Source organism: Adhaeribacter sp. (assembly GCF_057359045.1).
On record NZ_JBMQUD010000045.1, the window covers coordinates 1 to 26,369 of the forward strand.

Sequence of the window (26,369 nt, forward strand, 5' to 3'; positions counted from 1 at the left end):
ATAATTGAAGCGCGTGTTTTAGCGGAAGTAGAGGCTTACAATACTAAAACACCTGAGTTTTTTAAAGGGCTGGTTCAGCCAACAGACGCTGAAATTACTATAAATGGTTACCGGACCAGGAATAAAACCAAGATTGATGCGGAAAAGCAGGTTTATGTAGCTTTAGATGCATTTTATAATAATGGCTATTTTGTTCTTATTGATAATAAGCAGGCTGAAACCCTTGAGGAAGAAGTGCTAGTGAGCAGCGATACAGCGATTAGTTTTGTTAAACTAACACCATTGGTAGGAGGTTGAGATATGGACTTATTAGATTTTGTAAAAAAGGTTATGACTGGTGAGCCAAATGTTGAGTCTAATAATAAGTTTGACACCATTTTAGAAGAAGCTAGATTAGAAGAAGTAAAAAAAAATGGTGTTCGTTATAATTTTGGAGATAAGCCTAATACTTTAAAAGTATTCACCGACCAAATTTTGCCTTTGCCAGCAGATGAAAAGGTTGAGTTTATGCTTGATTGCATACGGAAATCGAGCGAATGGAAAAATGGGAGAAGTTCGTACGCATCTGATGATATTGGTTGCCAATTTTTTAGCCTTAGGACCAGCATTCTTAACCATCTATTTAAAACTAAACTAACTCTTACGGAAAGTGATTGTGTTGAATTAGGAAAGGCATTTTTAGTGTATAAACAACCTTATTCAACTTTTTTTAATATTTGGCCTATTAATTTATTTCTGAACCAAATACAAAAAATTAAGAAGGAAGGCGAATTTTCTGCGTCATTAAAAGAGGTACTAGAAGGAATTAAAGCGGAAGTAAATGCTGCAAATGATCTCTATTACGAAAAAGAAAAAGCAAAAATTTCCTCGAAAATAGATGATATACTACACCTTTCTGAAAATGGAATGGAGGTGGTGAAACCCCAAAAGTTTCTAGGAAAGGATGTTTTTGCAGAATATGGGAATAAAACTATTCAAAATTTACCACCAAGCGAGCAGATATTATGGTATAAAATTCTGGCGAAAGCCCAAACTGCCACAGGCGCAAAACCAACCAATAAGTTTATGAATGATGGTAAAAATTTGGTTCTGGAGTTAGGGCAAGAAAAATTTAAAGCTGTGATTTTGATATGGTTTAAATTTTTAAGTGAAGTAAAAGAAACTAAAAGTGGGCCATTTTTTAAGAGTACTGATGAGATGGGCAACCTATATACGAATAATACCTTTTTAGGTGGACCTAATAATGAGTCTCTCAAAGGATTAGTTTGGATGAGCCTGAATGTCCAAGATTCAGTAATGATCAAAACCTTAGCTGCTTTGGCTGAGCGCTCTTACCAGAAGTTACCAGGCGTTGGCCCAGTTGCCGCAGGATTAGGAAATGCCTGCCTTTTTGTTTTATCTAAAACAACAGGGATGGAAGGTATTGCCCAGTTATCACGCCTCAAACTGCGCATTAAACAAAATAATACCCAAACACTTATTCAAAAATATTTACAAGAAGCAGCTAAAGAACAAGGTGTTTCGGTGCACGAAATAGAAGATCTGGCCGTAGATGAATTTGGTTTAACCAATGGTGCCAGAACGTATGAAATAGAAGGGTATACCGCTAAGTTGGAAATTGTGGCTGTTGGTAAAACCGAACTTAAGTGGTTTAAACCAGACGGTACACCGCAGAAAACAGCTCCAGCAGTAGCAAAAGAAAAGCATCCTGAGCTTTTAAAAGAAATTAAAGAAACAGCTAAGCAAATTGAGCAAACACTAAGTGCCCAACGAGATCGGCTGGACCGTCAGTTTAAAGCTACTAGAAGCGTTTCGTGGGAATATTTTAAGCAAAATTATTTATCACACGGATTAATGTCGTTCCTGGCTGAACGATTAATCTGGCGTTTTACAAATGGAGAAATAGCAATCAATGCTTTTTACTTAAATCAAAATTGGGTAACTCCGCAGAACAAGCTGTTTGAGCCAGGTCCGGAATTTAAGGTAGAGCTTTGGCATCCGGCTTTAACAAGTGTAGCCGAAATAAGAGCTTGGCGGGACTTTATGTTAACGCATAAAATATTACAACCATTTAAACAAGCTTACCGTGAAGTTTACCTGCTTACCGATGCGGAAATTAACACCCGTACCTACAGCAACCGGATGGCGGCCCACCTGATTAAACAACATCAGTTTAATTCATTAGCAAAAATCAGAGGCTGGAAATATTCTTTATTAGGTGCCTACGACGACGGTCGATATAATGAAGCCGCCTCAATTCTCTTACCCGATTATGGTTTGCGTGCCGAATTTTGGGTAAATGAAGTAAATGCCGATGATGCTTTTAATGATACTGGTATTTGGTATTATGTTTCAACCGATCAGGTGCGGTTTGTAGATTATCAAACTAATAATGTTGTACAAATGGTTGATGTGCCGGTGGTTCCTTTTTCGGAAGTGATGCGGGATGTTGATTTATTTGTAGGTGTTGCTTCAGTCGGCAATGATCCAAGTTGGCAGGACACAGGTGGTTTGCTTCCCTTTCGGGATTATTGGCAATCTTACTCCTTCGGTGAGCTAAGCGAGGTGGCTAAAACCCGTAAAGAAATTTTAGGAGGTTTAATACCGCGATTGAAGATAGCGAAAGTGGCTCGTATCCAGGATAAATTTTTGATTGTAAATGGTAAATATCGTACTTACAAAATCCATTTGGGAAGTACCAATATTCTTATGGAGCCCAACGATCAATATTTGTGTATTGTACCAGATAGGAGTAAGAAGAATATTGCTGACAATGTGTTTCTACCGTTTGAAGGTGATACAGGCCTTTCGGTTATTTTAAGTAAAGCTTTCCTGTTAGCCGATGATGATAAAATTACAGATTCCTCTATAACTTCCCAGATTTTAAGGAAATAACAATATTGCTGTAAAACCTAAAAGCCCTTGCTAGTAATAATTAGTAAGGGCTTTTTGATTTAATCCGTCTCTATATCTGTTATTCTATTCCCTCAAATTTTTAAATCCAATATTCTGACATTTCACCCTGTTTACCGGGGCTTTCGTCCGCTTTTTGTGGCTTTTCACGGAGCGGGTTTTTAGTTTGCGTAACGTAGTGGCAATTTTGGTTTGTAACCATTTATAAAATGCAGAGTGTTCCGGGCATTCCGGGTATAAAAATAACCCGACGGCCAGGCAACGCATCTAAGCGGTTCGGCATCTTTATTTTAACCGGGCAGAAAACCAGAAGGGTAGGGCAGCAAAAAGTTGCTGCCGATGGGCAAGCATGATTTACCAGGTACAAGCATCAAATAAACATCCGCCATAAACTATGAAAAACCTTTTTACCTTTTTGTTGCTGCTCCTGGTACTGGTGGGCAACGCTGCGGCCCAAACCGAAAAGCCCGGCAAAATTAGCGGCCTTACCACCGATTCCCTTTCCACCAAACCAGTGCCCTACGTAACCGTAGCGCTAAAAGAGGGCGCTAAAATTATTACCGGCACCACCGCCGACGGCACCGGGGCTTTTGAATTGCCCAACTTGCCTTTAGGTAGTTTTACCCTGGAGCTTACATTTATCGGGTACCGGGCCAAAAAAATTCCGGTAAACCTTACTCCCGATAAACCCACGCTGGCCCTGGGCCATATACCTTTAAGCACGCAGGCCAAAATGCTGGGCGCCGTAGACGTAACCGGCCAGAAAGCCCTGGTAGAAGACAAAGGCGACCGGCTGGTATACAACGCCGAAAAAGATATTTCGAACGCGGGTGGCACCGCCGCCGATGTACTGCGCAAGGTGCCCACTCTAACTGTAGACTTAGACGGCAACGTGCAAATGCGGGGTAACAGCAACATCCGGGTTTTGGTAAACGGCAAACCCTCGGCCATGATGGCCCGCAACCTGGCCGATGCCCTGCGCCAGATGCCCGCCAATACCATTAAAAGCATTGAAGTAATTACCAGCCCCGGCGCCAAGTACGATGCCGAAGGCTCGGCGGGGGTAATTAATATTATTACCAAAAAAGGTTTGCAGGGCTTTAGCGGCTCTACCAATGTAACGGCGGGTAATTTTAACCGTGGCCTGGGCACCAGCCTGAACTACCGGAAAAAGAAGATTGGATTTTCGATGTCGGCGAACGGGTACCAATACCGCAACTTGTGGGAAGACGAGGTTACGCGTACCAATCTGCAAAACGGCCTGCCGGTAAATATTTTAACGCAGCGCAACAACGCCGACAACACCGGCACCGGCGGCTACGGCGAAATGAGCCTGGATTACGACATAGACTCAACGAGCCGGGTAAATTTTGCGGCCAATGTGTGGGGCGGCTATTACCCCAACGACCGTACCCAGCGCACCTGGTTGCGGAGCCCCAGCGGCGCCGAACTGGCTGCTTTCCGGAACCAGAGTAAATTTTATAACCCCTACGGCAACGGTCAGTTAGATTTGGGCTATACCAAAACCTTTAAAAAGCCCGAGCAGGAGCTGGCCATACTGGGGCAGTTTAGCCGCATGCCCGATAATTATTTCTACGACAGCGACACTTATACCGACGACAATGTAATTACCTTTAGGCAGCACAGCAACAATTACAGCCGCAACAAAGAGTACACGGTCCAAACTGATTACACCCACCCATTTAAATTTTCGGGTCGCCGCGACACCGCTACCGTAAAACTGGAAATTGGCATAAAAGGCATTCGACGCGATATTGGCAGCGAGTACGAAGTAGAAGAAGCCGCCAGCATTGATGCGCCGCTTATTTTTAATCCAACCTTATCGAACGAATTTGAATATTTCCAACGGGTGTATTCGGGTTATACGTCGTTGCGTTTCGAAAACAAAAAGAAATGGCGCATTAGTGCCGGCGCGCGCCTGGAGAAAACCGATATCTCGGGCCGCTTTTTAAATAATTCTTCCGACGAATCAAAGATTAAAGACCAGTATGTTAATTTGATTCCGAGCGTTACCGTTTCGAAAGGTTTTGGGCCGCATACCTTAAAACTGAGTTATACCCAACGCATTCAGCGGCCGCTGGTGTGGTACCTGAACCCCTGGGTAAACCGCACCGACACCCTGAACCAAACCACCGGTAATCCTTACCTGAACCCTGAACTAAACCACGCCACCGAATTTTCTTACAGCCTGAGCACAAAGAAAAACTTATCGGTAAATACGGCGCTGTACTGGAACTACACCGATAATGCCATTGAGTACCTGGGAACGGTTAACGAAGAAGGCGTATCGATTTTTAAACCGCAAAATATTGCCCAACGCAAAGTTTACGGCTTAAACCTGAACGTATCGGGCCAGCCCAATAAAAACTGGAATTTGAGCGGCGGCGGCAATTTGCGTTACGTAGACTTGGCCAGTTCTGGCCTGAACCAGCGTAACAACGGTTGGGTCTGGAACTTAAATATGAATACCTCTTATAAACTGCCTAAAAATTATTCGGTGCAGGCCAATGGTAATTTCAATTCCGGCTGGATTAGCTTACAAGGCGTAAACTCGGGTTTTTACTGGTACGGCATGGCGCTTAAAAAAGAATTCTGGGACAAAAAAGCCAGCCTGAATCTGGGCCTGAACAATCCGTTTACCCGCGGCGTGCGCCAAACCCGTACCCAGTCGGCCCCTACGTTTGTGTCTGATGCCCGCTCTATGTTTATAAACCGCTCGGTACGCTTAACTTTTGAGTGGCGTTTCGGGCAAATGACGGCGGGCGGCAAGCAAAGTAAAAAGATTAGCAATGATGATAAAGGTGGGCGGTAATGAGTTTGAGTGAAATAAGAAAGATGGATTAAGCCGGCTTTCCTACGGTTTGTTTAGAAGTTTTGTCTTGGGCGGTATCGGTGCTAACGGTGAGTAATAGCCTAAGTTCTCTCCCGACCGTAGGGGCCCGTTTGGTCATTCGGGCGATTAAGCCTTCCTTTGCTCATACCTCGCAATGCTGCGCACCGGAATCTTAGAAGATAATCTTCCCAAAGGCCCTCATTGCCCAAACTGCTGTTATTTGCGCTTAATTAGCGTTTTTCTATAAGATTTAATAATCTCCGGTATATATTTATAAAGCTTATTGTAATACCACTTAGTATTTAGTTGCTTCTATAGAAGGTATCCAATGAACCAATACCCGTATAAATCCGGCAGGTTTTTAAAACCTGCCGGATTTGACTTATAGTAGAGTCAGTTTGCTATTTGACATAAGTTTTTTTGCCGTGTCAGGTGTTATCACCTGACACTTTTCCGGATAGCCTCTTCTCACGCAACTAATAACTTTGGCAAGGTTTAGATAATATCGTGGATGAGCTATTGCCTTATTTAGACCATCGCTGGGAAGTGTCAGGTGATAACACCTGACACGGCGGAATCAATACCCGTATAAACCCGGCAGGTTTTAAAACCTGCCGGATTTAACTTATACCAGAGCTGGGTTACTATTTGGCATAATTTATAACTACCAGTTAGGTTAGGGCTAAATTTACGGTAGGTTTGAGAATAAAGGTATTGCCCAAATTGTTGTAATTTGGATTTAACCAATGCTTTTGGTTAACCTGTTGCAGGTTTCTTTACCTCTTTTGGGGTCAAGATTAAAAGGCATGGGCTTGTTGGTTATTTGGTGCCTGCCGTAACATATTATATTATTCGATAAAATTCTTTCCGGACATCGATTAGAGTTTGGTTAATCTTTTCTAAATCCGGCGTTTCGGGTAAACCAGATTGGGTATACAGCGCGTCCATTTGGGCAATCCGGGTTTCGGCCATGGCTACCAGTTCCTGGTATTCAAATGCGCCGCCCCGAATTTGCAGTAAGAAATCGCGGTCAGGCCGCCGTCCTTTTACCTGGTTTTCGCGGGCAATTTCTTCGGCCATGGCCAGTAACCGGAACGTGTGCATCAGGTTTTTGGCGTCGTAGTTTTTGCCGTGCGATAAGGTGTTCTGGTAACGGGCATCGTTGCGTTTTTCTACCCAGGCCCAATATTCTTTGTATTCTTTGCAATACGTAGAATACCCGTTTTTATTAAACGACATTATCACCAGCGGTGCCAAACCTTTCGGAATAGAACTCAAAGCAACATCGTTGGCGTTTTCGTTAGAAATAATGCCTTTAAAGGTAAGGCCGGGGTGGTAATACAAACCGTAAACATCGGGCATGTGCGGAATTTTAGCTAAACCACAGGCAGTTGGTTTTATTTCTTTTTCTTTTAAGAAATAGAGCAACGGCACGGCTCCCTGGCCCTGCGCCACGTAACAAAAATCCAGTACACTTTTGCGCTGCGGCTCCACGGGGTTCACGATTTTCTTGTTCAGGCCTTTGGCTTTTTTTACCTGCGTAAGGGCGTAACCGGCAAAAGTTGTTTGGCACAAACGCGATAAAAATAATTCAGGCTGAAAGCGGTCATACAACGGGTGCTGGTACAAAATGCAATCGGGCGGCATGTTGAGCAGTTCCAGCATATTGGGATTGTTGCGGGCCAGCAGTTCTACAAACCGTTTCAGTTCGTAATACACCACATCGTTGCTGACATTGCTGATTTGTTCTACGTAGTGTAAACCGTAATATTCGTTTTGCGGCAGCACAAACACGCCCCGGATGTCGGTATCGGAAGTAGCCGTATTTAGCCCGTACGCTTTGCTGCCGCTAATGCACTCGAACAGCAATAGGTTTTGGTTTTTCAGGTCGTTAAGGGTAAGGGCCATGGCTGTTGTATAATATTCCGGAATAATTTATTTAAGTTTTCGGTATCGCCTTGGTGCGGCGTAAAGGCCTGGGCTCTCTCGGTACAATCAACTATAATCTGGTACATATAAAGTTCCAGTTCGGGTTCTTTGGGGTGCAGGTACGTTTCGTTTACGGTAGCTTTTACGTGCAGCAGTTCGTTTATTTTCTTTTGTATTTCTATTTCGGGTACCAGCGCCAGTAAGTCCCGGAAAGCCAGCGGCGGAATCGTTTTATTTTCTGCAATCCAGCGGCTGGCCAGGGCGGTCCGGAAAAGGTAAAAATAACTTTTGAGTTTAACCGCCAGCGCCGGGGCGCAAGCTTTATAATAATTATGAGCCATGCCCAGGTAATGGTGCAACCCGGCCCTGGCCGAAAAATATTCGGGGGCTGATTGACGTAGTTGTTCCCGGAAATCGGTTTGCGCCAAATAAATAATCGGCGATTGTAGGCGCTCAAACATAGCCGCATTGGATTTACGCAGCAACTTCAGGCATTTCCGGATATCCCAACCCACCAAATCCAGGTCGCCGTGTAAATATTCCAGGGTGTCTTTGCGGTCGTCGATGGAAAGGTACCAGTTTGGCGGGTGGCGGTAAATAAAACGCACATCGTAATCGCTGTCCGGCGACGGAAAGCCCCAGGCCCGGCTACCGGTTTCACAAGCGAGTAAAATTTCTATCCCAAAGGATTTTTCTACTTCCCGCAGTTTTTCTTTAATTAGCTTTTCCATGCATGTAGGTATATCGGGCGTAAAGGTATACGGGTGCTGCGCAGTGTTTTTGCGTAGCAGGGAAAAGTTTATAAATTAGCATCTCATCCTTTACCACTATGCCCGTTAACCGCAATGCCCTAATCCGTTACCGCACCATCGATAACTGTTTGCGCAACAAATACCGCAAATGGACACTGGATGATTTAATAGAAGCCTGTTCCGAAGCCTTGTACGAGTACGAAGGCATTGACAAAGGCGTGAGCCGGCGATCTATTCAGATGGATTTACAAATGATGCGGAGCGAAAAGCTGGGCTACAATGCGCCCATTGTGGTTATCGATAAAAAATATTACGCCTACGAAGACCCCGATTACTCCATTACCAATATTCCGTTAACCGACCAGGACTTGGGTAAACTGACCGAGGTAGTAGAAATATTGCGCCAGTTTAAAGGATTTACGCATTTTAGTGAGCTTAACGGCATGGTGCAACGGCTCGAAGATCGCATTCATACCGCTAAAACAAAGCAAGCGCCCGTTATTGACCTGGAAAAAAACGAGCACCTGAAAGGCCTGGAATTTATCGATACCGTTTATCAGGCTATCTTGAAAAAGAAAGCCTTAACGTTAACTTACCAGTCTTTTAAAGCCCGCGAAGCGAATACATTTACCTTTCATCCGTATTTGTTGAAAGAGTACCGCAACCGCTGGTTTGTGTTGGGTACCCGTTACAAAAGTCAACCCATTGTAACCCTGGCCCTGGACCGGATTAATGCCGTGGTGGAGGCTGAAGAAAGCTATATTCCCAATACGGCGCTTAACCTGAGCGAATATTTTAAAGATGTGGTGGGCGTTACAGTAGCGCCCAATGATTTACCCGAAGAAGTGGTTTTGTTTATTAACCGCGAAAATGCGCCCTACGTGTTAACCAAACCCATTCACCACTCGCAGCAATTACTCGAAAGAACCGGCAACGGCATTATTATTTCTTTGCAGCTACAGCTAAATTTTGAATTGGAACGCGAAATATTGGGTTTTGGCGATTGCCTGAAAGTGTTAAAACCCGAACGGCTGAAACGCCGCATTTACGATAAAGCCCGCAACACCACCGAATTGTACGAAAAAGAATTGCGGCTGGTAGAGCTCGGCGACAACATGGGTAAACTTAAACGGCGCGGCTACGCGGTGTTGGAAAATATTTACACGAGTAAAGAAGTAAATCACCTGCTTGCCCTTATTAGCCGGGCTACCCAAGACCCAGCCCGCTTTCCGCGCACCGAAAATTTATTTTCCATTCGGTGTTTGTTAAAAGCTATTCCGGCCCTGAAAGCGGTATTATTTAACGCCAACCTGTGTACCTTGGTAAAAGAAGGTTTCGGGAAAGATTATTTTTTAACCAAAGCCATTTATTTCGATAAACCGCCGCAATCTAACTGGTACGTAACCTGGCACCAGGATGTACCCATTAATGTAACAGCTAAAATAGAAACCGACGGGTTCCGGAGCTGGACGCATAAAGCCAATTTAAACAGTGTGGTGCCACCCGAAGCATATATCCAAAGTGCTTACACCGTGCGCATTCATTTAGATGATACCGACGAGCAGAATGGCGCCCTCCGGATTATTCCCAAATCGCACTACCGGATTTTAACCGATACTGAAATTGCCGAACTGTGCGAACAGGCCGAAATAAAAACGTGTAAAATAAAAAAAGGTGGGGTGCATTTACTTAAGCCGTTAACCTTGCACGCTTCTGCTAAAACCGAAAACGACAAACACCGCCGGGTTATTCACCTGGAATTTAACAACCAGGAACTGCCCGATACCTTAGATTGGCTGGAGCGGGAGAACTTATAAATACAAATTGAACAAGCGGTAAATACCCTTGGCGCTTGGGTAAAAACGTCCGCTTTAAAACTGGAGTAGTGATTTTAAAAGAGTGTTGGTTTATTTCGCAAGCAGAACATAAAAGAAAGGCTTCCGGGAGGTTTTCTTTATGAGAAACAGAAACAATATTGCCCGTTTAACTAAGCGGCTAGTGCGAGTTCTTAAACCCATATTGCCACATAAATATTTACGGCTTATTTATATTGCACGGCAGTTAGCTATGAATATTCTATTTTTTAAAAATTAATTTGTCGGTATTGGTCATCAGTATAAGCGAATTTCCGGATAACTGGTACCTGTTCACTTTATCTATCCGGCTGGTAAATTCTTGACCCCAGGGTGTTTCTGCAACTTTTGTAATCAGGGCAAAAGAAATAACCTTCAATTCGTTCTCGCTTGTAATAGAAAATGCCCCCAAGAAGGTGTTAGTAGGCGTATTGCCAGTATACTGCTCAAAATTATTCTCCTTAAAATTAAGTACCACATCCCCTTTCAAGTTTACCGGCTTCTCAATGGTAATTCTTTCCTTTAAATTTTCTCCGCGTAAAGTTTCAATCTGCACTAATTTCCAACTTCCGGAATAAAGATTTACTTCTTCCTTGTAACAACTTACTAAAGTTGTTACTAAAAGAAATACAATTAAAAAATATAATTTCATGGTTAATATAGTTTTATGTTACGGTGCCCTTTATGAAGACCCGATTATTACAATTAAGTTGCAACCCAGATAAAAGATAAAACAGGCCTAGACCTAAAAGCCGGCAACCTTGCTTTAATACCCACTTATACTTTTTGCGTGCTTGTAGGTAGAGCAGGATTAAACTTTGGAAGTTAATTAAAAATTGTTTTAAGCCTTATTGGATAAAGGCAGTAAGCAAACGCATTTGCCTTTATCGCCACCTTCCGGATTGATTGCTTAGTTTAGACAAAATTTAGCAACTTCTAAATGCTTTATATTAATTTTTACGCATTTAAAATGGCTTATTCTGTTTTATTTACCAGAACTAAATAACTTTGCCCGCTAGTTTCCAGATTGTTTATGATTGCCTTAATCCTGTGCCTGGTATTTTTGCTCGCTATTGTTATTGTAACGGCTTACGCCGAACGCAAGGTAGCGGCTTTTATCCAGGACCGCCTGGGCCCAACCGAAACCGGTCCGCACGGTTTATTGCAATCGGTGATGGATGTGGTAAAACTGCTGCAGAAAGAAGATATTATTCCGTTTGCCGCCGACAAAAAGCTTTTTGCTTACGCGCCCATTGTTATGTTTGCCGCCGTACTGGCGGGCTTTGCCGTAATACCGGTTACGCCTTCAGTCATCTCGTCGGGCGCTTACGTAGGCGTATTTTATTTATTGGCCATTATTTCTTTAGATGTAATTGGTTTGCTGATGGCGGGCTGGGGCTCTAATAATAAATACGCCGTGTTGGGTGCCATGCGGTCGGTGGGGCAAATTGTTTCTTACGAAATTCCGGCCGGCTTAGCGGTTTTGTGCGTGGTCATGATTTGCCAGAGCCTCGATTTACAGGAAATCAGTTTTCAGCAGGGCATTTTAATGAACCAATTTGCCGGCCTCGAAAAAGAAACGAATTATTTATTTGGTCTGGCCGCTTTAAACCTGGATGTAACCGCAATTGGCGGCATTACTACCTGGAATATTGTGCGCATGCCATTTTTGTTTGTGGCCTTTGTTATTTATTTTATTTCGTCGCTGGCCGAGTGTAACCGGGCACCTTTTGATATTCCGGAAGCCGAATCGGAGTTGGTGGCGGGTTTTCACGTAGAATATTCCGGTTTCCGGTTTGCCGCTTTGTTTCTGGCCGAATACTCAATGATGGTGCTGGTTTGTTTGGTGGCAGTGGTTTTGTTTTTAGGAAGCTGGAATACGCCTTTGCCCAATATGGGGCCGGCAGCACTGGCCACCTGGACTACCGGTACGCCAGGAGCGTGGTCGGGTAACCTTTGGGGCGCGTTTTGGTTATTAGGTAAAGTTGTTCTTTTGCTTTACACCCAAATCTGGATACGGTGGACGTATCCCCGGATGCGCGTAGACCAATTGATGCACCTGTGCTGGAAAATTTTTACGCCCATTATGTTGCTGCTGGTATTGTTATGCGGCCTCTGGCGTTTATGGATGATTTAATACATGAAAAAATATACCGTTAAGAAATACAACCACGGTTTTTTTGCGGTGGTAGGAGCCCTGCTTAAAGGCATGAAACTCACCCTGCAGCATTTTTTTCGGGCAAATAAGCGGCGGGAACCGGTTTACGTAAGCGACCCCAACTACTTTAAACAGCCCGAAGGCCTGGTAACGCTTACTTATCCGTACGAAGCCATTCCGGTGCCCGAAGTGGGGCGTTACCGCCTGCATAACGAAATAGACGATTGCATTGTCTGCGACCTGTGCGCGAAAATATGCCCGGTAAATTGTATCGAAATAGATGCCATTAAAGCTACCGAAGATATTGGCGTTACCTCCGATGGTACCAAAAAGCGGTTGTATGCCGGCGTATTTAACATTGATATGGCCAAATGTTGTTACTGCGGCTTGTGTACCACCGTTTGCCCCACCGACTGCTTAACCATGACCAAGGTGTTTGATTACCCGGAAACGGATGTTAAAAATATGATTTACCATTTTACCGATTTATCGCCGGCCGAAGCCCAGGAGAAAAAACAACTCCTGGAAAAACAGCAAGCCCAGATAGCCGAAGCCAAAGCCGCCGCCATGCAGGCCAAACAAGCTGGTAAATAAAAATCGGTAATTTTTAAAACCGATTAAGACATTGGATAAAAAAGCTAAACTGTTTATTAGATAAAAATTAGTTTAAAAAATTAGAAGCCATTGCCATTAATTATCAAATCAGCACATTAGCACCTTAACAAATTAGCCATTTACTTAATGAGCCCGGTTCTCATCTTTTTTTACTTATTCGGTTTTCTGGCGGTAGCCGCGGCGGCATTTATTATAGCTACTAAAAATGTGCTGTATGCCGCCTTTGGTTTACTCGTGACCTTGCTCTCGGTAGCAGCTATTTTTGTTTTGCTGCTGGCCGATTTTGTGGCCGTTGCCCAGCTCATGATTTACGTGGGTGGGGTGCTGGTATTAATTTTGTTTGGCGTAATGCTGAGTAACCAGGTACAGGGCCGGGCAGTACAATCCGAGTCGGTGAATAAATGGAGCGGCGGTTTGGTGGCTCTGATGCTGTTGGTTGGGTTTGTTTACCTGATTTTAAATGCTCCATATTTGCCCGATGCAACCAATACTGCGGTAGTAGCTACGCCCGACAGTACAAAAACCAGTATTATTACTATTGGTATCCGGCTGATTACTAACTTTGCCCTGCCGTTTGAAGTAGCCTCTCTGATTTTATTAATTGCTTTAATGGGAGCGGCTTTTATCAGTACCGAAGAAAAAAATGACTAATACGATTCCGCTGATACCTGTTTTGCTCTTAGGCGCAGTGCTGTTCTGCCTGGGTATTCTGGCGGTTATTACCAAGCGCCACGCCATTGTGGTGCTTATGGGGATTGAGTTAATTTTTAACGCGGCCAACATAAACTTGGTAGCGTTTAACCGCCACCAGCCCGAATTAATGGCCGGGCAAATATTCTCGCTTTTTGTAATGGTTATTGCGGCGGCCGAATCGGCGGTTGCGCTGGCCATTGTATTAAAAGTTTATAAATATTTTAAAACGGTAAACCTGGACCAGGTCCGGACCGAAACCGACGAATAATTTAGTTTTGAAACAAACTGCCGCCACTTTTATTTCTTCGGAACAAAACAGCCTACTCTGGGGAGCCGGATTGGTCTTGCTGTTGCCTTTGCTGGCGGGGCTGCTGTTGTTACTGGTTGGTAAAAAAATGCCCCGGCGCGGCGATTGGCTGGCCATGGCGGCTACCAGTGGGGCTTTTGTGCTGGCTTTGTATTTATTTAGCCAGGTTTGGGAAAAAGGCGTTGTACACGCGGTTTATACCTGGTTTTCGCTTTCCCAGAGCAGTGCCAAATTTGCTTTTACCGTTGGCATTTACCTCGATAACCTGGCGGTGCTGATGCTGGTAATTGTTACGTTTATTTCGTTGCTGGTGCAGGTGTTTTCGGTTATTTACATGCGCGGCGAGTGGCGTTACCGCCATTATTTTGCTTACCTGGGTATATTTACCTTTAGCATGCTGGGCATTGTACTGGCCGATAATTTATTGTTGCTGTTTATTTTCTGGGAGTTGGTGGGCTTTTCGTCGTACTTGCTGATTGGTTTTTGGTACGAAAGAGATGCTGCCGGGCTGGCCGCTAAAAAAGCCTTTTTGTTTAACCGGGTCGGCGATATTGGGTTTTTACTGGGTATATTTTTGCTCTACACCTATTTTGGTACGTTTAGTTTAACCGAATTGAAAAGTGCTTTTGCCGGTAGTTTTAGCCAGGGTGGGGCAGTTGTATTTCCGGCCGTAACCGGCCTTACCGAACCACTAACTTTAAGTGCTTTTTTGCTCACTTTGGCGGGTTTGGGTTTGTTTTGCGGTTGTGTGGGCAAATCGGCACAATTTCCGTTGCAGGTGTGGTTACCCGATGCCATGGAAGGCCCTACGCCGGTTTCTTCGCTTATTCACGCGGCAACCATGGTGGCCGCCGGGGTTTATTTACTTTCGCGTTGCTATCCTTTTTTCACCGAAGATGCCTTATTAATTATTGCCATAATTGGGGCTTTAACTGCCCTGTTGGGTGCATTGGCGGCAACTGCCCAGTACGATATAAAAAAAATACTGGCTTTCTCAACTATTTCGCAGTTGGGGTATATGGTTATGGGTATGGGCGTAGGGGCCCACGATGCGGCCCTGTTGCACCTGGTAACCCACGCCTTTTTTAAAGCCGCTTTGTTCCTGAATGCCGGTATTGTAATTCATGCTTTACACCATGCTGCCCACGAACTGTCCGATGAATATTCAGATGTGCAGGATATCCGGAACATGGGCGGTTTACGCAAAATATTGCCGGTTACTTTTTATACCTATTTGCCGGCCGCTGCGGCTTTAATCGGGTTGCCCTTATTTTCCGGATTTTTGTCTAAAGATGCTATCCTGACCGGAGCCTGGGCCTGGGCCAGTTTACAAAGTAAGGGCGGTAACCTGATTTATTATTTAATTCCGGCACTGGGATTTGGCTCAGTTTTCCTGACGGGATTTTACATGGCGCGCCATTGCTTTTATATATTCTGGGGGCAACCCCGGCTTTTCCGGGAGCCCGAATTAATCCGGAAAAGTAAAACCCGCGAAGCCTCTCGTTTACTGATGCTGCCGGTTGGTATATTATCGGTGTTGTCGCTGGCTTTTTTCTTTTCGCTTAATCCGTTGCACTACAACCATACCTGGCTGCTGCCCGGCTTAAGCTGGCAAACTTTAAGTCAAAATAATGCCGGTTTGGCTAGCAATTTATTAGGCCGCTTAGCCGCCAATTTGCCCCATATAACCTATATCTCTTTACTTACGGCTTTCGGCTCGGTTTTATTAGCTGTAGCGGGTATAGCCTTAGGCTGGCGGGTTTATGTTAAAGCCTTAACGGACCAAAAGCTGACGCAAACTACTAGCCCGGTAACTGGTTTTGCCCGATTGGCCCAAAATCATTTTTACCTCGATGCGGTTTACGAAAAGTTATTTATCCGGCCTTTTCTGCAATTATCTGTTGGGATAGCTGCCGCCGACCGGCATTTTATAGATTATGGGGTAAATACTTTTGGCAAAGCCATGGTTATTCTGGCCAAGATAATTGGCTGGCTCGACCGGAAAGTAGTAGACGGAACCGTGCACCTGGTAGTGTGGCTGGCTGGTTTGGTAGGTAAACTGGGCCGTGTAATGCAAACCGGCAAAATACAGTCGTACTATATCTTTTCCCTGTTGGGGTTAATATTATTGGTTATATATATACTTGCAAGCTAAACTCCCGGCAAAAACCGGCGGGCGCAACCTAAAAAATGGATTATATTTTAAGTAGCCTGATTTTTATTCCTTTACTGGCGGTACTAGTAGTGTTGGCGTTACCCGGGCGGTTCAAAAACGGAATAAAATCCGTGGCCTTACTCGCTACCGGTTTGCAGCTGGTTCTATCGGTGGTACTATATTTTTCTTTTAATGCCGCTGCTCCAGGCCAGGGGTATCAGTTGGTAGAAAAATTAAACTGGATAAACCTGAACCTGCAAAGCCTGGGCCTGCTGCAAATCCAGTATTTTGTGGGGGTAGATGGTATCAGCCTGAGTATGGTTATTTTAACCGGCCTGATTGGTTTTATCGGGGTAATATCTTCCTGGACTATTTCTAAGAATATTAAGGGCTATTTTGCCTTGTACCTGCTGTTGGTAGGGAGCGTAATGGGTTGTTTTCTGGCCCTCGATTTATTTTTATTCTACCTCTTCTTCGAATTTATGCTCCTGCCCATGTATTTCCTGATCGGGATATGGGGCGGGCCGCGGCGCGAATATGCGGCCATTAAATTTTTTATTTATACCCTCATTGGCTCGCTGTTTATATTAATTGTGATGATAGGGTTGTATACCTCGGTTGTAGATCCGGTGGCTACGGCAATAAGAACCCAAAGTCTTATAACTGATTCTAGCCAAGCTACTCCTGCTGTGGTAAAACAAGTGCAACAACTAGTAGCCACTAATAAACTAAAGCAGGAGGATATGGTACATACCTTCTCAATACCGGCTATGTCGGATGCTGCTAATTTTATTCCCGGTAGTATTTTACATACCCTGTCGGAGAAGCAATTGTGGGGTTTACCTATTAGGCTGCTGGCTTTTCTTTTGCTGTTTGCGGGTTTTGCCATAAAGCTGCCGGTGGTACCGGTGCATACCTGGTTACCCGATGCCCACGTAGAAGCACCTACGCCTATTTCGGTATTGCTGGCCAGCTTGCTTTTAAAAGTAGGGGGTTACGGCCTGTTTCGGGTAGTGTATCCCATATTTCCGGACGGGGCGGTTTACTATGCGTATTTGGTCGGGTTTATTGGCGTGTTTTCAATTATTTACGGCGCCATGTGTGCCCTGGCTATGTCGGATTTGAAAAAACTGATTGCCTACTCTTCGGTGTCGCACATGGGGTTTGTATTGCTGGGGCTGGCTTCGCTTACCGCCGAAGGTTCCAATGGGGCCATGTACCAGATGTTTAGCCACGGCTTAATTTCGGCCATGCTCTTTATTATTACCGGGGTTATTTACGACCGCTCGGGCAGTAGGCAAATTAGCAATTTCCGGGGTTTGGCTTTCTCCATGCCGGCCTTTACGGCCCTGGTAGTAGTGGCTTTCTTTGCCTCCTTGGGTTTGCCGGGTTTCTCTGGTTTTATTGCCGAAATACTGGTTTTACTAGGCGCTTTTGCCTCCTCGGCGGTTTCGGGTATGTTGCCCCGGTGGCTGGCTATTGTGGCAACCGGCGGATTGCTGCTGGGCGCAGCGTATTACCTTTGGGCCTTACAGCGCATGTTTTTCGGGAAAAAATGGGTACACCCCGACCTGGCCGAAAAAACCAGCATGACCGATCTGACTTTACGGGAATACCTTTTGCTGGTGCCTCTGGCAGTATTGGTGCTGGTTTTTGGATTGTTTCCTAATTTGCTGCTAAATAAAATCAGCCCCGATTTAAGTTATTTTGTGCAGCAAGTTTTAAATTCTGCTAAATAAATATTTCGCCGGAATTAAAGTAATGTCGTAACTTTGCACCCGTGAAAACGCCGGCGCAATCGTTGATAGCTTCTTTAACCGATATCCAGAACGGTTTTGCCTTTTTGTGGCCCGAAATCATTTTAATTATTTGTGGCCTGCTGCTGGTTGGGCTGGATCTTTTTAAAAGGTTTAAGGGCATGCTGCCGTTTGTAGCTTTGGCCGGCATGCTACTGGCTTTTATTTGTCAGTATTATGCCCTGCATAATATTTCGGCTCAACCGGCAAAGGTATTCTTTACGGGGCTTCTAATAACCGATGGGCTGGCAAGTTTTGCCGGCCTTTTGTTTTCTCTGGCTGGCATCTTAACCATTGTATTATCATTACTTAGCCGGCAATTTAAAACCGATCAGGCAGGCACCGGCGAATATTATGCTTACTTGCTGATATTACTGGCCGGTTTAAACCTGATGGCCAAATCGGTAAATTTGCTGATGTTGTTTGTAGCATTGGAGCTGGTTTCTATTGCTTCTTACCTGTTAACCACCGTTTTAAAAAAGCAGCGCAGTGCCATTGAGTCCGGGCTAAAATATATTTTGTACGGCACGCTTTCGTCGGGAATTATGCTTTACGGCATGTCGTTTTTGTACGGCTTTGGCGGCAGCCTTGGTTTTACCCAACCGGTTTTCTGGACCAATTTAAGTCTGCTCAACAGTCCGCTTTTTCTGGCAGTTTTTCTGTTAACTTTTTCCGGCTTTTTGTTTAAAGTAGCAGCGGCGCCCTTTCATTTCTGGGCACCCGATGTGTACGAAGGCGCGCCCACGCCCGTAGTGGCTTTTTTCTCGACGGCTCCTAAAATTGCCGGTTTTGTGGTAATTATCCGGTTTTTATTTCAGGTTAAAACTTACCTGGCCGCCGATTTACAGCAAGATTTAATTTTGCTGGTGGGCGGCATTGCATTGCTTACCTTGGTCATTGGCAACTTTACGGCGCTTTGGCAAACCCGGGCCCGGCGGTTGCTGGCGTATTCGTCGGTGGCACACGCCGGGTTTATCCTGGCGGCATTGGCGGCATTGGCTACTAATGCCATTGAGGCGGTATTATTTTACCTCTCGGTTTTGCTGTTTATGAATTTTAGCATTTTTCTGTTGGTGCAGGTGCTGGAAGAAAAACTGCAGATTTTTGATCTTAAGGGTTTGGCAGGCTACGGCAAAAGTTACCCGGTTTTGGGCGTACTGGCCATTATCATATTAATCTCGCTTACCGGCCTGCCACCTACGGCCGGCTTTACCGGTAAATTATTACTGTTTACCAACATCTGGCAAAATTACACTGCTACCGGCAGCCAGATGTTACTCGTGCTCCTGTTGGCAGGATTGCTGCTAACTGGTGTGGCTTTCTTTTACTACATCCGGATTCCTTATTTCCTTTTCTTCAAAAGGAATTTTAGTGCCTCTGAAAAGGTTGTGCTAAGAAAGGACAATATTGTTTTGGCCTTGTTGGTTTTTCCCTTGCTTTTATTCTTTTTCCAGCCGGTTTGGCTTACGGAGCTGATACAGCAAGTTGTTCTTTATTCGAAATAAATATTATGAGTGACGCAATTAAACACGAATGCGGCATTGCCCTAATCCGGCTCCGGAAGCCCCTTCAGTATTACGTAGAAAAATACGGTACCGCCATGTACGGCATAAACAAGCTGTACCTGTTAATGGAAAAACAACACAACCGGGGCCAGGACGGAGCCGGGGTGGCCAGTATTAAAATTAATGCCCAACCCGGTACCGAATATATTTCGCGTTACCGATCGGTAAAAAACCGGGCCATCAACGATATTTTTGTTAAAATATCAGATACCTACGCTAAACTTAAAAAGCATAATCCCAAAGAAGTACAGGATACAGACTGGCTGCAACGGCACATGCCTTTTCTGGGCGATGTTTACCTGGGCCACCTGCGTTACGGTACCCACGGCATTAACAGCATCGATAATTGCCATCCTTTTGTCCGGGAAAATAACTGGCGGAGCCGCAGTTTAGCGGTAGCGGGTAATTTTAACATGACCAATGCCGATGAATTATTCCAGGCCTTGGTAGAAATAGGGCAGCACCCGCGCCATACCAGCGATACGATAACCGTGCTGGAGAAAATGGGACACTTCCTGGACGAAGAAAACCAGGATCTTTTCGAACATTACAAGAAATCTTACTACACCAACACCCAGATTACCCAACTTATTGAAGATAACCTGAACGTGCAACGCGTATTGCGCCGGGCCTGTAAAGACTTTGATGGCGGCTACGCCATGGTAGGTTTAACCGGTTACGGGGCGTCTTTTGTAGTACGCGATCCGCACGGTATTCGGCCGGCTTATTATTATATTGATGAGGAAGTGGTAGTGGTAGCTTCGGAAAAACCCGCTATTAAAACGGCGTTTGGGGTTGATTACAAAGATATTCAGGAAATTACCCCGGGCCACGCACTCATTATAAATAAAAATGGCGGTTCCCGCGAACTCGAAATATTACCCGAAGCCGAAAAAACGTCCTGCAGTTTCGAACGCATTTATTTCTCCCGGGGCAACGACCCGGAAATTTACCAGGAACGGAAAAATATGGGTCAGCTTTTATGCGAACAAATCCTGAAAGCCGTAGATTACGACCTGAAAAACACCGTATTTTCGTATATTCCGAATACCGCCGAAACCGCCTGGCTGGGGTTAATGCAAGGCATTGAAGACCACCTGCGCGATTACCGCCGACGGGCCATTCAGGAAGGCATTAAATCGGATGAAGAATTGGAACGGATTCTGGCCCTAAAGCCCCGTGCCGAAAAGCTGGTAATTAAAGATGCCAAAATGCGCACCTTTATTACCGACAACGACAACCGCAACGACTTAGTAGCGCACGTATACGACACCACCTACGAGGTCATCAAAAAAGGCGTAGATACCATTGTAATGATCGATGATTCGATTGTGCGGGGTACTACCCTCGAGAAAAGTATTATCCGGATGCTGGATCGCCTGGAACCGAAAAAAATTATTGTAGTATCGTGCGCTCCGCAAATCCGCTACCCCGATTGCTACGGCATTGATATGTCGCGGTTAAAAGAATTTGTAGCTTTCCGGGCCATGTTGCAGTTACTCGAAGACCGCGGCCTGGATTATAAACTGGAAGAAGTATACGACAAATGCAGAGCCTACGAAACGCGCTCTGAGTTTAAACGGACAAACTTTGTAAAAGAGCTTTACGATTTATTTACCCCCGAAGAAATATCGGCCAAGGTTAGCGAAATTGTAAAAGCCCCGGAGGTAAATGCCGAAGTAGAAGTTATTTTCCAAACCATAGAAAACCTGCACCAGGCTTGCCCTAACCACACCGGCGACTGGTATTTTACCGGTAATTACCCCACACCGGGCGGTATAAAAGTGGTTAACCGTGCGTTTATGAACTTTATGGAACGCAAAGAAGTGCGGGCGTATTAGTTTTGTATTAATATTTTGTTTTAAAGGCCTGCCCAAAGCAGGCCTTTTTTTATCAAATGCACTGTCTGCCTCTGTTGGGTTACAGCAACAGTAGCCAGGAGCAGCCTCGTAAACAATAAACAGACTATAATTTACCGGCTACTGGCAATGTAGTTAGTAGCAACCCAGGTAGAATTTAGGCTTTTTTATTGCTTTGGACTTTAAACGGTATTAATTTAATAGTATAAAACGCTAAGCGGCTGAAAAATTAAAGAGACGCTGACTAAACTTTATGCTTTTACGTTTGTTTATTTAAATGCAATCCTCACCTGTATACTAAAATTAACTGTACTTGGCCTATGGCGTAAACGGATGTCCGGACCAAATCTTTTGCCGTATAGTTTTAACTCTTTTTGGTATTAAAAGTTGAAATGGTTTACCGGCGCGATTTTGAAAAGCTAAAAACCACATTCCTGCCCGGCAAGTAATTTCTTTAAACTAAATTGTTTTTATTTAATATGTACCCAATATGGCCTTAGGATATAGATTTACTGATTATATACCACCCGAAGACGATAAAACCGGGTTTGAGTCGTTGCTGAAAATATTCATGCAGCTAATTGTAATTACGTCTGGCGATGTAGGCGAAGCGTTGTCGTGGATGAATTCTTTGGATAAGCAATACAACCTTACCAATGACGAGTACGGCATGGGCAACTTTATCGAAGACCTGAAAGCCAAAGGGTATATCGATGAAAATGAACAGCAAAAAGGCTCGTTTAACCTGACTTCTAAAAGCGAATTGAACGTACGGCGCAGCGCCCTCGAAGAAATATTTGGGAAGCTGAAGAAATCTGGTAAAGGCAATCATGCTACCCCGCACACCGGTCAGGGCGATGAAGCCACTACCGACCGCCGCGAGTTTCAGTTTGGCGATACCCTGGAGCAAATTGCCATGACCGATTCTATCCGGAACGCGCAGCTAAACCACGGCTTAGGCGATTTTTTCCTGACCGAACAGGATTTGGAAGTAAATGAGCGCGAACACAAAACCCAGACCTCTACGGTGCTGATGATTGATATTTCGCACTCGATGATATTGTACGGCGAAGACCGCATTACGCCAGCCAAAAAAGTAGCCATGGCTCTGGCCGAACTGGTTACCCAAAAGTACCCGAAAGACACCTTGGATATTATTGTTTTTGGTAACGATGCCTGGCAAATAAACATTAAAGATTTGCCGTATCTGCAGGTAGGTCCTTACCATACCAATACAGTAGCGGGGCTGGAGTTGGCCATGGATATTTTGCGTAAACGCAAAACCGGCAATAAGCAAATATTTATGATTACCGACGGCAAGCCAACCTGCCTGAAAGAAGGTTTACATTATTACAAAAACAGTTTTGGCCTCGACCGGAAAGTAGTAAACAAAACCCTGAACCTGGCCGCCCAGTGCCGGCGTATAAAAATACCCATTACTACTTTTATGATTGCTTCGGACCCTTACCTGAAACAATTTGTAGATGAATTTACCACGGTAAATAATGGCAAAGCCTATTACAGCAGCCTGAAAGGTTTAGGGCATTTAATTTTCCAGGATTACAGCCGGAACCGCCGCAAAACTTTTTAGTTAAAAATAAAGGCGAGTGGTGTTATGGGGTTTATATGGCATTACTTTCCGGAAGCTAACCGCATAAAATCTGAAAGTAATATAGCTTTGGAAAACTACCAAACTTATGTGAGCAGTAGGTGTTTATTAAATATAACGTATGGCTTTAACTAACCAATTAGCAAAAAATTTGCGCGACGTTTATTTTGGCGGTAACTGGACTGCGGTTAACGTTAAAGACACCTTAGCCGACGTAAACTGGCAGCAAGCTATTACCCAGGTATATAACCTAAATACCATTGCGGTTTTGGTTTACCACCTAAATTATTATGGGCATGCTGTTTTGGGGGTATTACAAGGAAAGCCCTTAACGGCTAAAGATAAGTTTAGTTTTGATTTGCCCCCTATAACCGCTGCTACCGATTGGCAAAACCTATTAAACCAAACCTTTACAGAAGCAGAATTATTGGCCGCGGAAATCGAAAAATTAGATGAAGAGAAATTATTTACGCCATTTGCTGACTCCCAATACGGAAATTATTACCGGAACTTAGCCGGTATTATTGAACATGTGCATTACCACTTGGGCCAAATCTCCCTGATAAAGAAAATCTTAAACGAAGCAAAATTGGCCGGCGAAGAATTAGAAGAAGGAAACAGTCTGAAAATTGAGAATAATTAAGCAATAGGTTTAAAACCTTAAATAATAGATTTATTCAGATACCGGTCGTGTTGATTAAAAACGCCGGATAACATTCGAAAATAACCAGAATACATGAATTATAAGAACATCACTTCGCAAAACCTTATTAAAATAAATACATTAGGCGGCTTAAAAGCCGTTGGCTACGAGCCCAAATCGGTGAAGCAGGAGTTGCGCGACAACCTAATTGCCAAACTAAGAAACCAGGAAGAGGTTTTTCCGGGCATTTGGGGCTACGAAGAAACGGTAATTCCGGATATGCAACGGGCAATTTTAGCCATGCACCACATTAACCTGTTGGGTTTGCGGGGACAGGCTAAAACCCGGCTAGCGCGCATGCTGGTAGAACTCCTCGACGAATATATTCCGGTGGTAGCCGGCTCTGAGCTAAACGACGATCCGTTGGAGCCTTTATCGGTTTACGCCCGTACCTTAATAGAAGAGAAAGGCGATGACACACCTGTAGCCTGGCTACACCGCTCCGAACGCTACACCGAAAAATTAGCTACACCCGACGTATCAGTAGCCGATTTAATTGGCGATGCTGATCCCATAAAAGCGGCTACTTTAAAACTACCTTACTCCGACGAGCGGGTTATTCATTTTGGCTTGATTCCGCGGTCGCACCGGGGCATTTTTGTAATAAACGAGTTACCCGATTTGCAGGCGCGTATCCAGGTGTCGTTGTTTAATATTTTGCAGGAAGGCGACATCCAGATTAGGGGCTTTAAAGTACGCTTGCCTTTGGATATCCAGTTTGTATTTACTGCCAACCCCGAAGATTATACCAACCGGGGCAGCATTGTAACGCCCTTAAAAGACCGCATCGACAGCCAGATTATTACCCATTATCCCAAGTCTATTGAAATTGGCAAGAAAATTACTTTGCAGGAAGCCAAAATTAAAGAAGAACAGCAGCAACTGGTACAAACCAATCACCTGGTAAACGACTTAATTGAGCAGGTTGCCATGGAAGCCCGCGAAAGTGAGTACGTCGATGCCAAAAGTGGGGTATCGGCGCGTTTAACCATTGCAGCTTACGAAAGTACCATTAGCGCCGCCGAACGTCGCGCACTACTCAACGGCGAAACCAAAACTTATATTAGGGTAACCGATTTCCTGGCGGCTGTACCGGCGCTGACCGGCAAAGTAGAGCTGGTGTACGAAGGCGAGCAGGAAGGCCCGTCTATTGTAGCTCAGAAACTCATGGGCAAAGCCATTCGGGCGCAGTTTCTAAAATATTTCCCCGACCCCGACAAACAAAAGAAGTTAAAAGAAAAAAATGCGTACAAGAAAATAACCGATTGGTTTGGCGAAGGCAACACCCTGGATATTTTGCAGGATATGACGGCCGCCGAATACAACAAAAGTCTGAACAGCGTACCTGGGCTGGCTGGCATGGTACAGGATTTACATAAAAGTTCTGACGACCAGACCAAGTTGTTTTTAATGGAGTTCTGTTTGCACGGCTTGGCCGAACACAGCCTCATTAGCCGAAACAAACTTACTGCCGGCCTGCAGTTTAAAGACCTCTTGAGCAGCATGTTTACCATGCCCAAATTTACCGACGACGATGACGAGGAGGAGGATTTCGGCAAACGCAGAAAACGGTAGCTAACCGGAATAACCTGGTAAGTTTATTATATTTGAAAAGGAGCAGCCAATGGGTTGCTCTTTTATTTTGCAGATAAGATTTTGTTGCTGGATAAGTTTAATTTTAAATTAAACTATAGAATTGCTCAGCTATAAATTAATTATTTTTAGCCGAACTATGCCAATCATTACATACCAGCGGCGGGTAAATAATAATTCTGAAATACAGTAAAATGATACTTTGGCATAAAGCAGACCGCCTAACATGAAAACACGTGTTTTTGCAAATCCTGACGTACAGGATAAAGTTACTTTTCTGAAAACGGCCGCCGAAACAAATGGTGAGTTTACCTTATTAGAAGTAGAATTATTACCCGGCGGCGGTAATCCGTTACACTATCATTATACATACGCCGAAACCTTTACGCCTATAGAGGGGCAATTAGGTGTCCAGATAGGGCAGGAACAAAAACTACTTAAACCGCAAGAATCGTTTACAATAAAACCAAAGGTGGTACACCGGTTTTATAATCCAGGTAAGCAAACTGTAAAATTTATTACTGAACTCCGGCCAGGCAGCGTTGGTTTCGAAAATTTTATTAGAATTATTTATGGATTAGCAGCGGAAGGCGCAACTACCACAAAAGGAATTCCTAAAAATAAATTTAAAGCTGCTTTGTTAACCCAAATTGGCGACACCCATGGGCCTGGTTTGTGGCAATTGGCTCGGCCAGGTATTGAACTTACGGCTTGGTTTGCTAAGAAGATGGGTTTTGAAAAACAATTACTGGAAAAATATTGCCACGATTAACCGGAGCTTTTATTTGTAAGCAGAATAAATAATAAATTGTCAGATTATTATATATCTATTATATGCTCAGACAAGTTATTCTTTACATAGGTGTGCTATTGGATTAAAAGGTAGACGAATTATTGAATAAGGGGAGTGTTGCCGTTCGGGCAAAATTTGTATAAACCACATTAGCTGGCAAATATTAAATTTCGTAAGAGAAAACGGTTCTATATTAAAAAGATGATTTAGTTAAACTAATGG

The 26,369-nt window shown here is 44.2% G+C and carries 20 protein-coding genes; 17 read left to right on the forward strand and 3 right to left on the reverse strand.

The features are described from left to right. The 4 genes from ACO1R6_RS08265 to ACO1R6_RS08280 form a co-directional block, all read left to right on the forward strand. The coding region (locus ACO1R6_RS08265) for a hypothetical protein (RefSeq protein ID WP_486263813.1) at positions 1-297 on the forward strand (297 nt) is incomplete at its 5' end. A 3-nt stretch (positions 298-300) separates the two neighbouring features. Beyond that, positions 301-2,895, forward strand: a complete 2,595-nt coding sequence (locus ACO1R6_RS08270; RefSeq protein ID WP_486263815.1) for a DUF4132 domain-containing protein — start codon at positions 301-303, stop codon at positions 2,893-2,895. Between the two features lie 227 nt (positions 2,896-3,122). Further along, entirely contained in the window at positions 3,123-3,266 is a 144-nt protein-coding gene (locus ACO1R6_RS08275; protein ID WP_486263817.1) for a hypothetical protein, read from the forward strand. Between the two features lie 41 nt (positions 3,267-3,307). Further along, positions 3,308-5,746, forward strand: a complete 2,439-nt coding sequence (locus tag ACO1R6_RS08280; protein ID WP_486263819.1) for a TonB-dependent receptor — start codon at positions 3,308-3,310, stop codon at positions 5,744-5,746. A gap of 864 nt (positions 5,747-6,610) precedes the next feature. On the opposite strand, the gene ACO1R6_RS08285 is transcribed toward ACO1R6_RS08280, so the two are convergent. Both ACO1R6_RS08285 and ACO1R6_RS08290 read right to left on the reverse strand, forming a co-directional pair. Next, positions 6,611-7,675, reverse strand: a complete 1,065-nt coding sequence (locus ACO1R6_RS08285; RefSeq protein WP_486263821.1) for a nucleotidyltransferase domain-containing protein — start codon at positions 7,673-7,675, stop codon at positions 6,611-6,613. Beyond that, positions 7,651-8,427, reverse strand: coding sequence for a nucleotidyltransferase domain-containing protein (locus ACO1R6_RS08290; RefSeq protein WP_486263823.1), 777 nt, complete (start codon positions 8,425-8,427; stop codon positions 7,651-7,653). The genes ACO1R6_RS08285 and ACO1R6_RS08290 overlap by 25 nt, the downstream gene beginning before the upstream one ends. A gap of 98 nt (positions 8,428-8,525) precedes the next feature. Here ACO1R6_RS08290 and ACO1R6_RS08295 point away from each other — a divergent pair, with 98 nt between their 5' ends. After that, a complete protein-coding gene (locus ACO1R6_RS08295) occupies positions 8,526-10,265 on the forward strand; it encodes a phytanoyl-CoA dioxygenase family protein (RefSeq protein WP_486263824.1) in 1,740 nt (579 codons plus the stop codon). Positions 10,266-10,524: 259 nt separating this feature from the next. Here the strand turns inward: ACO1R6_RS08295 and ACO1R6_RS08300 are convergent, their stop codons facing one another. Further along, positions 10,525-10,953, reverse strand: a complete 429-nt coding sequence (locus tag ACO1R6_RS08300; protein WP_486263826.1) for an META domain-containing protein — start codon at positions 10,951-10,953, stop codon at positions 10,525-10,527. 381 nt (positions 10,954-11,334) lie between these two features. Here ACO1R6_RS08300 and ACO1R6_RS08305 point away from each other — a divergent pair, with 381 nt between their 5' ends. From ACO1R6_RS08305 to ACO1R6_RS08360, 12 genes are all read left to right on the forward strand, one after another. Then, entirely contained in the window at positions 11,335-12,438 is a 1,104-nt protein-coding gene (locus tag ACO1R6_RS08305) for a complex I subunit 1/NuoH family protein (protein WP_486263828.1), read from the forward strand. Between the two features lie 3 nt (positions 12,439-12,441). Then, positions 12,442-13,053, forward strand: coding sequence for a 4Fe-4S binding protein (locus ACO1R6_RS08310; protein WP_486263829.1), 612 nt, complete (start codon positions 12,442-12,444; stop codon positions 13,051-13,053). Between the two features lie 147 nt (positions 13,054-13,200). Further along, on the forward strand, positions 13,201-13,725 hold the full coding sequence (locus ACO1R6_RS08315) for an NADH-quinone oxidoreductase subunit J family protein (protein WP_486263831.1): 525 nt from the start codon (positions 13,201-13,203) through the stop codon (positions 13,723-13,725). Then, a complete protein-coding gene (nuoK, locus tag ACO1R6_RS08320) occupies positions 13,718-14,035 on the forward strand; it encodes an NADH-quinone oxidoreductase subunit NuoK (protein ID WP_486263832.1) in 318 nt (105 codons plus the stop codon). Before ACO1R6_RS08315 ends, nuoK begins: the two co-directional genes overlap by 8 nt. Before the next feature lie 7 nt (positions 14,036-14,042). After that, positions 14,043-16,229 carry an NADH-quinone oxidoreductase subunit L gene (nuoL, locus tag ACO1R6_RS08325; RefSeq protein ID WP_486263834.1) on the forward strand — a complete coding sequence of 729 codons (2,187 nt, stop codon included), beginning with the start codon at positions 14,043-14,045 and terminating at the stop codon, positions 16,227-16,229. A 35-nt stretch (positions 16,230-16,264) separates the two neighbouring features. Then, positions 16,265-17,968: a complex I subunit 4 family protein gene (locus ACO1R6_RS08330; RefSeq protein WP_486263836.1), complete on the forward strand. Its 1,704-nt coding sequence runs from the start codon at positions 16,265-16,267 to the stop codon at positions 17,966-17,968. Between the two features lie 41 nt (positions 17,969-18,009). Beyond that, positions 18,010-19,530, forward strand: a complete 1,521-nt coding sequence (locus ACO1R6_RS08335; RefSeq protein ID WP_486263837.1) for an NADH-quinone oxidoreductase subunit N — start codon at positions 18,010-18,012, stop codon at positions 19,528-19,530. A gap of 5 nt (positions 19,531-19,535) precedes the next feature. Continuing rightward, entirely contained in the window at positions 19,536-21,431 is a 1,896-nt protein-coding gene (locus ACO1R6_RS08340; protein WP_486263839.1) for an amidophosphoribosyltransferase, read from the forward strand. A gap of 508 nt (positions 21,432-21,939) precedes the next feature. Then, positions 21,940-23,040 (forward strand): vWA domain-containing protein, encoded by a 1,101-nt coding sequence (locus ACO1R6_RS08345; RefSeq protein WP_486263840.1) that lies wholly within the window; start codon positions 21,940-21,942, stop codon positions 23,038-23,040. Between the two features lie 139 nt (positions 23,041-23,179). Further along, positions 23,180-23,701, forward strand: a complete 522-nt coding sequence (locus ACO1R6_RS08350) for a DinB family protein (RefSeq protein ID WP_486263842.1) — start codon at positions 23,180-23,182, stop codon at positions 23,699-23,701. 93 nt (positions 23,702-23,794) lie between these two features. Next, the gene (locus ACO1R6_RS08355) at positions 23,795-25,336 is read left to right on the forward strand and encodes a sigma 54-interacting transcriptional regulator (protein ID WP_486263844.1); all 1,542 of its coding nucleotides are present in this window, start codon (positions 23,795-23,797) and stop codon (positions 25,334-25,336) included. 244 nt (positions 25,337-25,580) lie between these two features. After that, positions 25,581-26,126 (forward strand): cupin domain-containing protein, encoded by a 546-nt coding sequence (locus tag ACO1R6_RS08360; RefSeq protein WP_486263845.1) that lies wholly within the window; start codon positions 25,581-25,583, stop codon positions 26,124-26,126. Positions 26,127-26,369: the final 243 nt, after the last annotated feature.

Coding starts and splice junctions, on each gene's coding strand:
- ACO1R6_RS08305 (WP_486263828.1), top strand. CDS start 11,335: ATGATTGCCTTAATCCTGTGCCTGGTATTTTTGCTCGCTATTGTTATT.
- ACO1R6_RS08270 (WP_486263815.1), top strand. CDS start 301: ATGGACTTATTAGATTTTGTAAAAAAGGTTATGACTGGTGAGCCAAAT.
- ACO1R6_RS08360 (WP_486263845.1), top strand. CDS start 25,581: ATGAAAACACGTGTTTTTGCAAATCCTGACGTACAGGATAAAGTTACT.
- ACO1R6_RS08295 (WP_486263824.1), top strand. CDS start 8,526: ATGCCCGTTAACCGCAATGCCCTAATCCGTTACCGCACCATCGATAAC.
- ACO1R6_RS08300 (WP_486263826.1), bottom strand. CDS start 10,953: ATGAAATTATATTTTTTAATTGTATTTCTTTTAGTAACAACTTTAGTA.
- ACO1R6_RS08290 (WP_486263823.1), bottom strand. CDS start 8,427: ATGGAAAAGCTAATTAAAGAAAAACTGCGGGAAGTAGAAAAATCCTTT.
- ACO1R6_RS08330 (WP_486263836.1), top strand. CDS start 16,265: ATGGATTATATTTTAAGTAGCCTGATTTTTATTCCTTTACTGGCGGTA.
- ACO1R6_RS08315 (WP_486263831.1), top strand. CDS start 13,201: ATGAGCCCGGTTCTCATCTTTTTTTACTTATTCGGTTTTCTGGCGGTA.
- ACO1R6_RS08340 (WP_486263839.1), top strand. CDS start 19,536: ATGAGTGACGCAATTAAACACGAATGCGGCATTGCCCTAATCCGGCTC.
- ACO1R6_RS08285 (WP_486263821.1), bottom strand. CDS start 7,675: ATGGCCCTTACCCTTAACGACCTGAAAAACCAAAACCTATTGCTGTTC.
- ACO1R6_RS08345 (WP_486263840.1), top strand. CDS start 21,940: ATGGCCTTAGGATATAGATTTACTGATTATATACCACCCGAAGACGAT.
- ACO1R6_RS08350 (WP_486263842.1), top strand. CDS start 23,180: ATGGCTTTAACTAACCAATTAGCAAAAAATTTGCGCGACGTTTATTTT.
- ACO1R6_RS08310 (WP_486263829.1), top strand. CDS start 12,442: ATGAAAAAATATACCGTTAAGAAATACAACCACGGTTTTTTTGCGGTG.
- ACO1R6_RS08355 (WP_486263844.1), top strand. CDS start 23,795: ATGAATTATAAGAACATCACTTCGCAAAACCTTATTAAAATAAATACA.
- ACO1R6_RS08280 (WP_486263819.1), top strand. CDS start 3,308: ATGAAAAACCTTTTTACCTTTTTGTTGCTGCTCCTGGTACTGGTGGGC.
- nuoK (WP_486263832.1), top strand. CDS start 13,718: ATGACTAATACGATTCCGCTGATACCTGTTTTGCTCTTAGGCGCAGTG.
- ACO1R6_RS08275 (WP_486263817.1), top strand. CDS start 3,123: ATGCAGAGTGTTCCGGGCATTCCGGGTATAAAAATAACCCGACGGCCA.